This window comes from Streptomyces sp. NPDC001903 (genome assembly GCF_042891345.1).
Classification (GTDB): Bacteria; Actinomycetota; Actinomycetes; order Streptomycetales; family Streptomycetaceae; genus Streptomyces.
Genome location: NZ_JBIASZ010000020.1, coordinates 57,385 through 69,828 on the forward strand (window position 1 = coordinate 57,385; position 12,444 = coordinate 69,828).

Genomic DNA, 12,444 nt, shown 5'->3' on the forward strand with positions numbered 1-12,444 from the left:
GCTCAAGCCGGGCAGTACCGGACCGGCGGGGTGCCGGTCATCCCGAGGTCTGGCCCGAGGCGGCCGGCAGCGATATTCGAAGCGCGCGGGGGCGGGGGCGAACCTGATGGGCTCGCACGGTGGGGGGGTGCCCCTATGTCTTTGGTCAAGGTGGATGGGTGCTGGTTCGGTCGTCTGGAACGATGTGCCTGTGCATGCTGATGATCAGGTTGGCGAGGGCGTCTCTGCGGACCTCGCGATGTTTCTCCGAAACGCTGCTGACAGCCGTCCGGTGAAGATCGTTCCCTCCGTCTGCGGCGGGTGCGGCGAGCAAGTGTTCTTCGTGCTCGTCGACGATGTCGAGGGCGGAGCCGAGCGGGTGTGCGTTGGTTGCGGCGGCCGCGCGTTCATCGCGGATAGCGAGGAGTTCTGGGAGGACGCGGATCCCGGCGAGGCCTGCTGCCCGTGCGGGAGCGAGGAGTTCGAGACCGCGGTCGCGTTCTCCCTGGCCGACGACGGATCGGTCCGCTGGGTGACCGTTGGGCTCCGGTGCCAGAAGGACGGCGCCGTCGGGGTCTATGCCGACTGGAAGATCGACTACGGCCCCACGGATCATCTCCTGACCAGGGTCTAGGTCTGCGGGGCGACCGCCCGGACGGGCTGCGGTTCGTAGAAGGTTCCGTCGCGGAGCATGGCGAAGAGGACGTCGGCCCGGCGTCGGGCGAGGCAGAGCAGAGCTTGCGTGTGGTGCTTGCCCTGGGCGATCTTCTTGTCGTAGTAGGGCCCGGAGGCAGGGTCTCCCAGGGCGGCGAACGCGGAGAGGAAGAAGGCCCGTTTGAGCTGCTTGTTTCCTCTCCTGGAAGGCTGTTCGCCGCGGATCGAGGACCCGGAAGTGCGGGTCGCGGGGGCCAGTCCTGCGTAGGCGGCGAGGTGGCCGGCGGTCGGGAAGGTGCTGCCGTCGCCGACCTCGACCAAGATGCGGGCTCCGGTCCTGACGCCGATTCCCGGCATCGACCTCAGGACCTGTGAAAGAGGGTGGGCCCCCAGGAGTTCCTCGATCCGCCCTGCCAGCAGTTTCCGCTGGTCAAGGACGGCTGTCAGGGACCCGGCCAGGCTCGGGACGATCAGCGTGGCCGCCTCGGTCCCCGGAACGGTGACGGTCTGCTCGTCCAGGGCGGCGAAGATCTCCTCGACCAGCCGCCCGGCCATCCGCGGCGCCTTCGGCCGTAACAGCGTGACCAGGCGGCGTCGGCCGGCCTTGCGAATCTGGTCCGGAGACCCGAACCGCTCCAACAGAGCCAGGACGGCCGGGTGCTGCAACCGCGGCCCCAGCACCCGCTCCAACGACGGATGGATCTGCGTCAGCAAGCCGTGCAGCCGGTTCGCGACGCGGGTCGCCTCGCCGGCCAGATCGTCGTCGAACCCGACGATCATCTCCAGTTCGGCGATGGTCTCGTCCTCGCCGTCGATCGCCCGCAGCGTGTGCGGCATCGCGCGGGCCGCGTCCGCGATGATGAACGCGTCCTTCGCATCGGTCTTGGCCTCGCCCGGGTAGAGGTCGGCGATCCGCCGCATCGTGAGGCCTGGAAGGTAGGCGACGGGGCAGCCCATGTCTCTCGCAACGGCCAGCGGCAGGGCGCCGATCGAGGCCGGCTGGTCGACCACGACCAGCACCGTTCCGTGCTTGGCCTTCAGCTTGGCGAACAGCTCGCGGAGCTTGGGTTCGGTGTTGGGTAACCGCTTGTCGAAGGCCTTCTTGCCGGCCGGGGTGACGGCGGTGGCGTGGTGTTCGCCCTTGCCGACGTCCAGGCCGAGGAAGACGTCGATGTCTCCGGTGTCGATCACGTACAGGCCTCTCCGCTCACGCTTTCGTCCGGCCTTGCCTCGGCACCGAGCTGCCACACCCACGTTACGGAGAGCTCTTCCGGCTCGGGTGAAGCCGGTGCTCAAGCCCCTCATAAGCGGTCCGTCGATGCCTTCGGACCCGGTGACACCACCCCCCGGATCATCAACAACAGGAGGGGGAAGTCATGCCGGACCCGAAGGCCGGAGGCCCCATTGCGGAGCCACGAAGACGGTAACGGGGGGGCAGCTGCGCGAGACCGCACCGCAAAGGGCTGGCGGGCCGCTGTCGGCGCCCGAATGGGGAGCTCTGCGACGTAGCCGGTAGGGCGGGCGTGGCGCCGAGCCGGCCCCGCACGAGCGGGGCGGACACCAGGCTGGGGAGTGCCCCGAAGGCCGGTCTCGGCCGGTCCCGCTCCAGGGCCGGACCGGGGGCACCAACCGGGGGCCTCGGTGCCGATCGCGGAGGGGTCCGGGTGACCTCGCTCGCCCGGGGCAGCGCTGCAAGCCCTGTGTCAGTCAGGGTCCAGAGCGCCTGGCCCCGATGGAGAGTCGCGGGCGCTGGAGTCCGGAGCAGGCATCCAGACCTCGTCGCGCCTTCACGCCAAGGTCATCTGCTTTCGCGCGGGCCCTGTAGCGCGGTGCCGGGGCTGCCTGTCTCCTTCGCGGCGGGCCGGCTGAGTTCCGGAGCGGGAGCTCATTGTCAGACCCGTCCGGTAGACCTCTGGGTGGGTCTTTCTGCTGTCTGGATCCAGAGCGTTACGCAAGGTTTGGCCACGGCTTGCCCTATCTCTTCAGAGTTGCGTAACGTCCTGCTCGTCTTGTCTGACTGTCACTCAACTTGCAAAGGAGCAAGGTGTTTTGACCGTTCAAGAGTGGTCTCTCGTCGACGGTGGATGCATCCCCGTCCACAGCGCCGACGGATTACGGGAGGTCGGGCTCAGGTCTGCACTCCTCGACGCGCACACCTACGCCGGCCTCGCGGTCGAACTCCCGACGATGACCCCCGTCCTGCTGCGCCAGCTCCTTGTGCCCGTGGTGCTGGACGCGCTGGGCCCCATCGACGCCGAGACCTGGGCGGACATGCTGGACGAGGCCCGGTTCACCCCCGACCAGTGCGCGGCGCTCGCCCAGTACCTCGACGAGCACCGGAACTCCTTTGACGTCTTCGACGACGTAAGCCCTTTCGGGCAGGCTGAGGGGCTGACGCACCCGAAGGGCGTCCTCAAGCCGGTGACCGAGTTGATGCCGCACGTGGCGACGGGGAACAACACCCCGCTGCGCAATGCCCGCACGGACGCCGATCCGATGCCGGTCCCGGTGGGGGAGGCGGTGAGGTGGATGCTGCACGCCCAGTCCTGGGACACCGCGGGACTTAAGACGGCCGCCGTCGGTGACCCGAAGGCCAGCGCCGGCAAGACGACGGGCACGCGCGTGGGCCCACTGGGATCCCTCGGTGTCGTCACGCCGATCGGATCGACGCTCTTCGAAACGATCGTGCTCAACCTCCCCATCGGCGCGCGCCCGGACGGCGACTTGCCGCACTGGCGCCGAGATCCTCAAGGGCCGGCCTGGGCCGAACGTGCTCCGGTCGGTGTGCTGGACCTGTTCACCTGGCAGGCCCGCCGGATCCGCCTCATCCCCACCCGGACGGACAGCGGCCTGTACGTCTCGCACGTCGTCATGTCCACCGGGGACCGCATGCCCGATGTGCCGGCCTGGGAGCCCCACACCCTCTGGACGATCAAGAAGGACCCGAAGAAGGGCAGCGTCCGCTACCCCCGCCGGCACCTGCCCGGCCGGACCGGATGGCGCGGCCTGAAAACCCTCATCGCCCTCGACCAGGACACCACCGGCGTCGAGACCTCCACCCTGCTCACCCAGATCGCCTCCGCCACCCTCACCGGCGACCTGCCCGTCACCTATCCGCTGCGCGCCGAGACCTGCGGAGTCGTCTACGGCAACCAGTCCGCCGTCATCGACGACGTCCTCTTCGACTCCATGCCCATCCCCATGGCCGCACTCCGCGCCGACACGGCCTTGCGCGGCTCGGTCATCCAGGTGTGCGCCCAGGCCGAAAACCTCGCCTACGCCGTCGACGACCTCGCCAAGCACCTCACGCTCGCGGTCGGAGGCGAACCCGCCCCGGCCGGAAAGGGACAGCAGCCCGGAACCAAGCTGCTCCACACCCTGGACCCGCTGGTGCGCAGGTTCCTGACCGGCTGCCAGCACAACCCCGACGACGCCGAGCTCGACCGGGCACACCACGCCTTCGAGACCCTCGCCGACCGGGCCGCCCGCGCCGCGGCCAACGAGCTGCTGCACCGCCTCCCGGGACGGGCCTTCAACGGCGTCACGCAGGGCCGCGGCAGCGACGCGAAGACCTACCGGCAGGCGAGCGCCGAGCGGTTCTTCCACGCGGCGCTGCGCCGCCATCTCACCCACCTGTACCCGCCCGCACAGGAGACGAAGACCGCATGACCATCCCCGAACAGAGCACCAGCACACCCGAGGTAAGCACGGACCCGTGGTACTGGTGCGCCTTCGAACCAGGCAGGTCCCGGGCCGGAAAGATCCCTCCCGGAGCTGATCTGGCCGCACTGCGCCAAGGGCTGACGCTCCCGGCCGGCACGGTCCCACAGATGTGGCGCCACTACCGCACGAAGGTTGACGACTCGCTGGCCGGCCGCGGCCTGGTCCCCGACAAGCTCAAGGCCGAGCACATGGCACTCGCTCTCTTCGCCATGCACCAGCAGGGCCAGAGCCGCCTGATGCACGCTCGGGGCATCGGCCTGGGGCAGGCCGCCCGGGCCCTGCACGAGCGGTTCAGCACCGACGGAGTGGACGGCCGCATGGCGGCCGCCGCTCAGGCCCGCACCCCCAACGCGGTTTTCTTCGCCGTACGCGGCCTGGTCTCCCAGCTCGCCAGCATCGGGCAGCCCCTCGACTACACCCGCCTCCTGTACGACCTGCAGGCATGGCCGTTCCCCGAATCCCGCACCCGCGTCGTTCGCGCCTGGGGACTGACGTACCACGCGTGGACGAAGCCTGCTGAGAGCAACACCAGCACTGCCTAGAGCTCTCCAGCAACCCAGTGACGGGACCGGCCTCACCAGGGAGACAGACCTGGCGTCGTCTCCTGAATCACCGCCCAAGCCGGGCGCACACATCTGCACCGCACCACCAGCACCTTCACCCGGGAGTCACCTCGTGTCCGAAAAGAACACTCGCCGCCGCTTCATCGACGTCCACGTCCTGCAGACCGTCCCCCCGTCCAACCTGAACCGCGACGATGCAGGATCGCCCAAGGAAGCGATGTACGGAGGTGTGCGCCGACCGCGTGCCTCCTCGCAGGCGTGGAAGCGCGCGACCCGACTCGCCTTTGCTGCGCTCGGGATCGGCGAGGAGCAGCTCGGCACCCGAACCAAGCAGATCGCCGACCACCTCGCCGAGGAACTCGCCTCCCGCACCGGCCTGGAGCCGGAACCCGCCGCCCGGATCGCGGCCGCGCTCCTGGCTCCCCTGGGGATCACCGCGAGCAAGAACAAGGCAGAGGAGACCGCCTACCTCCTCTTCTACGGGAACCGGCAGATCGAAACCCTCGTCGACCTGGTCGCCGACCGCGCCGCCGAACTGGCCACCCTCGACGACAAGAAGCTTCTGGCCGAGCTCGCCACGGCTGAGGCGAAGGACGCCTTGATGACCGGGCATCCGATCGACGTCGGGCTTTTCGGCCGGATGGTCGCCAACGTACCCGGCATCGACGTGAATGCCGCCTGCCAGGTCGCGCACGCCCTGGCCACCCACGCCGCCGAACTCGAATTCGACTACTACACGGCCGTCGACGACCGGCAGCAGTCCGATTCCAAGGGCGCCGGCATGATCGGCCGGATCGGTTTCAACTCCGCTACGTTCTACCGGTACGGCACCGTCTCCCTGCACCAGCTCGACACCAACCTCGGCAACCCGAAGGCGTCCGTCGAAGCCGCCAGCGCGTTCGTGTCCGCGTTCGTCCGGTCCATGCCCACCGGCTACGGCAACAGCTTCGGCCACCGCACCATGCCCCAGCTCGTCGCCGTCGCCGTCCGCGAGGACCAGCCCGTCAACCTCGTCACCGCCTTCGAAAAGCCCGTCCAGGCATACGGCGGCACCGGCTACGCCGAGCCGTCCGCGACCGCGCTGGCCGCCGAGCAGAGCAACCTCACCCGCCAGTGGGGCGCCCCCGCCCTGTGGACCGGCGTCACCCACGCCTTCACCGGCGAAGACACCGCCAAGGCCCTCGACGCTGCGTTCGGCCCCGCCCTCACCTTCCCCGGCCTCATCGACAACCTCACCGCGGAGCTGTCCCGGTGACCGCCTCGAACACACTCCTGCTCCGCCTCGCGGCACCCCTGCAGGCGTGGGGCGACCACCGCGCAGTCATCGAAACCCGCCACACCAGCCCCATGCCCACCAAGTCCGGCGTCATCGGACTCCTCGGCGCGGCCCTGGGCCGCGAACGAGACGAACCGCTCGGCACCCTGGCCCAACTCACCATCGGCGTACGCGCCGACGTACCCGGCACCCTCCTGCGGGACTACCACACCGTCAGCGACCACCGCGGCGTGCCCCTCCTGTCCTCGAAGGTCAACGCCAAGGGCCACCAGGTCAAAACCAGCCCGGCCCGGTACACGAAGACCGGGGAACGCTTCTACCTGCAGGACGCTGCCTTCCTCGTCGCCGTCCACGGGCCAGCCTCGGTCATGGCCGACGTGACCGCTGCTGCGAAGGCCCCGGTCGCCATCCTTGCGCTCGGACGACGCTCCTGCCCGCCCACATTCCCGTTCGTCCTGGGTACCACCTCCGATCCGATCGCCGATGTCCTCACCAGCCACGACTGGCTCGCATCCCCCCATGCCCGCACCGTATGGCAGCGCCAACACCGAGGAGCCTCGCCCGCAACCGTCGAGGTCTCGGCAGTTCTGGACGACCCGGACGGCGACACCGTCCTCCAGGACCAGCCCCTCAGCTACGCCTTCGGCGGCCCCCGGCACACCAGCCGTCGTGTCCGCCACGCCCTGATTCCCCTGCCCACCGGATTCGACCCCGGCCCAGAGACAACCAGCAGCGAAGGGCACGACCCCCTCGCCCTTCTCGGATGGTGACCCCCATGGCCCACCTCTCCCGCATCCCCCTGGCCCCGCTCCGTGACGGCACCCGCAAGCTCCTGCGTTCCCCGCAGGCCATGCACGCAGCCGTCCTCGGCGCCGTCGCCTACCACCCCGACGCCGGCCGCACCCTTTGGCGCCTCGACAGCGACAACCGCCACCGCCCCTACCTCTACACGGTCACGCAGGTCCCACCGGACTGGACTGCCCTCGTCGAACAGGCAGGCTGGCTCGTCGATGACCCGAACGCCAAGCCGGCCGTCGCCGACTACGGACAACTCCTGGCACAACTCCAGCCCGGACAGACTTACGGATTTCGGCTCACCGCCTCGCCGGTCCAGAACTCAAGCACCCCCCAGAGCCCCACCAAGGCACAGGCAGACCGCATCGCCGCCGGCGGCAAGACACGCTCCTTCCGCATGGGCCACCGCACCGCAACCCACCAACTTGCCTGGTTCACCGACCGCGTCAAGGGCTTCGGCTTCGAACTGAAGGAGGTACCGGCCTCCACACCCCCGCCACCGAGCATCCTCCCCCTGACCTCCCCAGCCCACGAACCCGAGCCCACCCTCGACGTCCGCATCACCGCGCGAGACCGACGCCAGTTCACCAAAACCGACACCACCTCCAACACCGGCAACAGGACCATCACCATCTCCACCGCCACCTACGAAGGCACCCTCACCGTCACCGACCCCATCACCCTCGCACGAACCCTGCTCACCGGCATCGGCCCGGCAAAGGCGTACGGCTGCGGCCTCCTCACCCTCGCAGCCGCCCAGTAGCTAGGCTGACGGGAGTCAGTCGCCCGCGCCTCCTGCTGGAATCGTCCGGGGCATCCAGGTCAGGGGCCATGGCCCCTGACACCGCCCCACACCTATGGGAATCGTCCTCTGTGATCGGTGAAGGCCGAGGCCATCGCCGAGCCGCTCCCTCGCCATTGGGGATCGTCCGTCGAGGATGAGGGCAGTCCGGCGAGACATGCCGTCGCCCCCGCGCCCGCGGGGGTGCTACGCGGACATCGACCTGGGTCGGGATGCTGCTCACGATCGCCCCCGCGCCTGCGGGGATCGCCTGGAACACGCGGAGCGCACCTCCCGCTCCTCCGGGTCGCCCCAGCGCCTGCGGGGATCGTCCGATGAACTGCGAGCTGGACGAGACCCGCAGGAAGTCGCCCCCCGCGCCCGCGGGGATCGTCCAGAGGCGCTGGAGGAGGAGCGCACCAAGGAGCCGTCGCTCTTGCGCCCACGGGAATCGTCCGTCGTACAGCGTGGTCAGCTTGTGGATGCCGGAGCCGCCCCCGCGACTGTGGGGATCGACCGAGGGGGATGCCGTTGTGGATCGCCTCTGAGACGTTGCCCCGCGCCCGCGGGTATGGTCCGCAGTCGGCCTCCGTCCTGTGGGTGCTGGAGTAGTCGCCCCCGCGCCTGCTGGGATCGTCCGGACGCCTTCGAACGGACCCGGGCCACCGCGTGGTCGCCCCCGCGCCCGCGGGGATCGTCCCTGGTCAAACGCTTCGGCCAGCGCCTCGCCGAGGTCGCCCCCGCGCCCGCGGGGATCGTCCGGCAGCAGCGACGGTGGTCGCTCTGCCCGCGCCGTCGCCCCCGCGCCCGCGGGGATCGTCCGGCCCTGGAGACCGAGCTCTACCTCCGGTGGCAGTCGCCCCCGCGCCCGCGGGGATCGTCCGCTGCCCAAAGGGAAAAAGGAGCGGGACATCCCGTCGCCCCCGCGCTCGCGGGGATCGTCCGGCCTGGACCCACCTCAAGCGGACCAGCCGCTTGTCGCCCCCGCGGGGATCGTCCGGCGGCCCCGCAGCAGGCCCGGTACCACCAGACGTCGCCCCGCGCCCGCGGGGATCGTCCGGGTCAGGCAGTCCGGGAACTGGTCGACGGGTAGTCACCCCCGCGCCCGCGGGGATCGTCCGGAGGTTGGAGCTGGCAAGCACGTACGGGGCCCGTGGACCCCGGGTACGCGGGGATCGTCCGTGGCGGCCGGAGACGTCGAGGTCTTCGATCCAGTCGCCCTCGCGTGCTCGGAATCATCCGGCGGGGCCGTCCCGCTCCTGTGCGCGGAACACGTCGCCCCCCGCCTGCGGGGATCGGGCGTGCTCCTCCCCAAGCGTGCTGCCCACGATGGCGTCGCCCCCGTGCCTGAATGAGGTTGGTTGCGGGATGTTGCTCTCGCGGTCGACTCGGTCGCTGCTGGATCTGCAGCCGAATAGACCATCTGTTCTCTAGGTCAGGTGGTGAGCTCGTGCTGGCCGTTTGGAGGGTTGGGCGCAGAGGCGGATGTAGTGCTCGGCTCCGATGATTGACTCGCGTACTTCTGTCGGCAGGCGGGCCAGGATTCCGGGCAGGGACCGCTGCCTGGCGGCTTCGCTGCGGTGGGCGAGGATCGCAGCCCACTTCTCATCGAGTTGGCCGCTCACGTCGACCGTCGCGGTGACCAGCTCGTCGGGCACGGACAGCGTCTTCTTTCCGACTTGTGCGAGGAGCGGGCCGAGCTCGCCGACGCCGGCGTGCGGGTGGGTGGCCGTGTACAGGGCTTTGGGCTGCCATGGTGCTCCGGCTTCGAGATGGAGGTGTTCGAGGCCGGCGGCGTGGAAGGCGAGGACTGTGGCCTGGTGCGTTCGGGCATGATCGGGGTGGCCGGTCAACTGTCCGTAAGCGTCGTGCGTGATGAGGATTTCAGGCCGCATGGTGCGGACGTGTCCGACGATCAGCCTCACGACTTCGTCGATCGGTGCGTCGCACAGCTGGGGTCGGCCGGGCGCTGAGTCGGGGATGCGGGCATCGGCGAAGCCGAGCATCCTAGGCTCCCCGGCCCCCAGGATGGCCAAGGCATTGGCGAGTTCGCCGGCCCGGTGGCTGTCGGGGGCCCAGGTCGCGGTGACCACGGCGGTCGACGCGCCCGCGGCAGCGTGCTGCGCGAGGACGCCGCCAGCCAGTAGGCACTCGTCGTCTGGATGGCCGAAGACGCCGAGGATGCTGGGAAGCGGCACAGTTGACTCCTTGGGGGTGGGGTGTCGGCGCCGGGCTCGCGGTTGTGCGGGCTGCTTTTTGGCCGGCTCGGCTCGGCTGGCGGGTGTGCGCGGTGCGTACGTTCTCGGTTGCCCGGCTCGCGTGGCGGCGCGGACACCTCTTCGCCGGTTTCCGGTCCGGTCATCGCTATGGTCCAGGAAGGCGGGCTGCCCCGGTGGCGGGCAGCTGGTGACTGACGTCGGCTCCTGGCCCACGGTGGATGCGCTCGCGGAGCCGGACGCGATGGCCTGCAACGGGCCGCCCTCTGCCGGGGCGAAGGCGACCGTGTGCAGGTAATCAGGTTCATTGCGGGTTCTTCGTCGTCTGTGCCGGGAGGGGCGCGCCAGCGCCTCGTGACGCGGCAGCCGACCGGTGCGTGCCAGGAACGGGCTGACCTACTGGCCGCGGCCCGTCATTGGGTAGCGGCGCTCGCCTGAACGCGGGTCCGCCGGCCCGCTGAAAGGACGAGGCTAATGGAGTGTCCTTGGCGAGGCGTCCAGGTTGATGTCGTAGGTGCGGGCCATCTGCTACAGGCGGGTGACCGTCAGGCCGATTGCGACGGCACGCACAACATGCGCCCAGCTGGTTTCAGGACTCGACGGAGCGGATTCCGGCCCTGGGAGGTGGGGGCTAGCTTGGTGGGACCACGGCGGGGCTAGCCCTCTCGCCTCTGAAGCATCTGAACGAGAACAGCCACCCGGGCCGACAGAACCCCAGATCAGCCAGTGTCGACCCCGCGCCTGCAGGGATGGTCCCTTCCGCGAGATCGACGAGCCGCTCGCCGCCGAGTCGACCCCGCGCCTGCGGGGATGGTCCGCTCATGCCGCTGTTCAGGGCTAGCCTGGCGCTCGTTGTCGACCCCGCGCCTGCGGGGGCAGTCCGACAACTGACACACCTCATTCTTGTCCTTCGGTGTGGGCTTGACCTTGGGATCGCCGAGTTCGGCGAGCAGGTCCAAGTGCATTCCCTTCTGCTCCGCCGTATCGACGATCCTGACTCGGGGCCTTTTCTCCTATCCCATTGGCACGTCCAAGGCCTTTGTTAGGACCGCTTAGGCTGCGGCGGGCAGTTCAGTGCGGGTGCGGTGGATGAAGTCGGCGACCTCGGGGCTTCCCTTCCAGGGTGCGAGGGTGTGGGTGACATCGCGTAGGTAGCTGTGGGCGCGGGTTGAGTGGACGTTGCTGAGGATGCGGAGTGAGGTATTCGCGGCGATGAGGCCTCGCTCGAGTTCGCGGTTCTGGAGATGGCTTGTGGCTAGGACGGCCATGCGGATCCCGGTGGCGCGGGTGAACCGGTCGGCCGGCATGGGCTCAGCCAGTGAGTTCCAGGTGAAGGCACCCTTGGGGTCTTCGAGGTCGCGGTGTACTTCGGTTGCGTCGGTGGCGAGGCGGGCGTGGGTCATGTAGGCGAGTTGTTGCGGGTCGTGGCTGCCTGGTCGGATGGAGTCGAGTAGCTCTTGGGTTCGGCCGAGGGCTGCTTTCGCGGCCTGGGCGTTTCCGGTGCGGCCGTGGGCACGGGCCTCGGCCAGCTTGGCGAAGGCAAGTACCCGGGGGGCGGCATGGCCGAGGCCGCGCTCGTAGGCCCCTTCGGCCATGTCCGCTGCTTGCTCGGGGTAGCCGCGCAGGAAGGCCTGCAGTGCCATGGTGGCCAGTACGTAACAGCCGCTCTCCACGTTGCCGGAGGCTCGTGCCAGGCGCAGGGCTTGGACGAAGTGGCGTTGGGCGGTGTCGTGGTGGCCGGTGTCGACGGCTGACCAGGCGACGACGCGGGACAGCTCGGCGGTCGCCGCGAACAGTTCGCGTCCGATGGTTTCGGTGTAGTTGCCGGTCAGTAGTGGGGCGGCGTTCAGGCGTAGGCATTCGGTGACGGAGCTGGCCTTCCAGTTCCCGCCGCCGAAGCGGGAGTCCCACAGGCGGGCCTCATCGGCGGCCTTCCACAGTTCGTCGAGGTCGCTGCGGCCAACCTGACGGCTGCCTCTGTGGGCGGTCGGGGCGTCGGCCGGTTTGGCCAGCCAGCGGGTGACGGGGGTAGTGAAGGCGGCGATGGCGAAGCCGTTGCTGATGAGTTGGCGGCGGGAGCGGTCCACGGTTCTCCAGTAGGTCGCGGCGACGCGGATGGCATCGACGGGGTCGCGGGCGAAATCCAACCCCATGTCAGGGTTTCCGCCTGACCTGCTGTACATGCCGATCTCGTCCAGGCTCACCGTCCTGCCGAGGCGTTCGCCCAGCGCAGCGGCCAGGAACTCGGGGACGCGGCCGCGCGGGATCATTCCGAGATTCACCCATCTGGCGACACTGGTGTGCTCGTACCGGAGCGGCACACCGGCCGCGGCGCCGATCCGGTTGACCTGGGCGGCCAGGGATTTGTGGCTTGCGCCGGCCTGTTTGATGAGCCGGGCCAGATCCTCGTTGGGATCGCTGCGGAGCTCCTTCGTGGACGCCACCGAGCCCCCTTAT

The 12,444-nt window shown here is 69.5% G+C and carries 9 protein-coding genes; 6 read left to right on the plus strand and 3 right to left on the minus strand.

The features are described 5' to 3' along the window. The first annotated feature begins 190 nt into the window (after positions 1-190). The gene (locus tag ACFYZS_RS33145; protein ID WP_389020822.1) at positions 191-613 is read left to right on the plus strand and encodes a hypothetical protein; all 423 of its coding nucleotides are present in this window, start codon (positions 191-193) and stop codon (positions 611-613) included. Here ACFYZS_RS33145 and ACFYZS_RS33150 read toward each other — a convergent pair. After that, positions 610-1,824 carry an IS110 family transposase gene (locus tag ACFYZS_RS33150; protein ID WP_389020825.1) on the minus strand — a complete coding sequence of 405 codons (1,215 nt, stop codon included), beginning with the start codon at positions 1,822-1,824 and terminating at the stop codon, positions 610-612. The two genes, ACFYZS_RS33145 and ACFYZS_RS33150, sit on opposite strands and share 4 nt — an antisense overlap. Positions 1,825-2,682: 858 nt before the next feature. Between ACFYZS_RS33150 and casA the strand changes: the two genes are divergently transcribed. The 5 genes from casA to cas6e all read left to right on the plus strand — a co-directional run bounded on the left by casA (position 2,683) and on the right by cas6e (position 7,753). Further along, positions 2,683-4,302, plus strand: coding sequence for a type I-E CRISPR-associated protein Cse1/CasA (gene casA / locus ACFYZS_RS33155; RefSeq protein ID WP_389020827.1), 1,620 nt, complete (start codon positions 2,683-2,685; stop codon positions 4,300-4,302). Next, entirely contained in the window at positions 4,299-4,898 is a 600-nt protein-coding gene (gene casB / locus ACFYZS_RS33160; protein ID WP_389020829.1) for a type I-E CRISPR-associated protein Cse2/CasB, read from the plus strand. The genes casA and casB overlap by 4 nt, the downstream gene beginning before the upstream one ends. A gap of 133 nt (positions 4,899-5,031) precedes the next feature. Further along, positions 5,032-6,174 carry a type I-E CRISPR-associated protein Cas7/Cse4/CasC gene (cas7e, locus tag ACFYZS_RS33165; RefSeq protein ID WP_389020832.1) on the plus strand — a complete coding sequence of 381 codons (1,143 nt, stop codon included), beginning with the start codon at positions 5,032-5,034 and terminating at the stop codon, positions 6,172-6,174. Continuing rightward, positions 6,171-6,965, plus strand: a complete 795-nt coding sequence (cas5e, locus tag ACFYZS_RS33170) for a type I-E CRISPR-associated protein Cas5/CasD (RefSeq protein ID WP_389020834.1) — start codon at positions 6,171-6,173, stop codon at positions 6,963-6,965. Before cas7e ends, cas5e begins: the two co-directional genes overlap by 4 nt. Positions 6,966-6,970: 5 nt before the next feature. Next, positions 6,971-7,753, plus strand: coding sequence for a type I-E CRISPR-associated protein Cas6/Cse3/CasE (gene cas6e, locus ACFYZS_RS33175; protein WP_389020837.1), 783 nt, complete (start codon positions 6,971-6,973; stop codon positions 7,751-7,753). A 1,448-nt stretch (positions 7,754-9,201) separates the two neighbouring features. On the opposite strand, the gene ACFYZS_RS33180 is transcribed toward cas6e, so the two are convergent. Together ACFYZS_RS33180 and ACFYZS_RS33185 are read right to left on the minus strand one after the other, a co-directional pair. Continuing rightward, positions 9,202-9,969 (minus strand): PIG-L deacetylase family protein, encoded by a 768-nt coding sequence (locus ACFYZS_RS33180; RefSeq protein ID WP_389020840.1) that lies wholly within the window; start codon positions 9,967-9,969, stop codon positions 9,202-9,204. Positions 9,970-11,039: 1,070 nt separating this feature from the next. Then, positions 11,040-12,431, minus strand: coding sequence for a sporulation protein (locus ACFYZS_RS33185; protein ID WP_389020843.1), 1,392 nt, complete (start codon positions 12,429-12,431; stop codon positions 11,040-11,042). Positions 12,432-12,444: the final 13 nt, after the last annotated feature.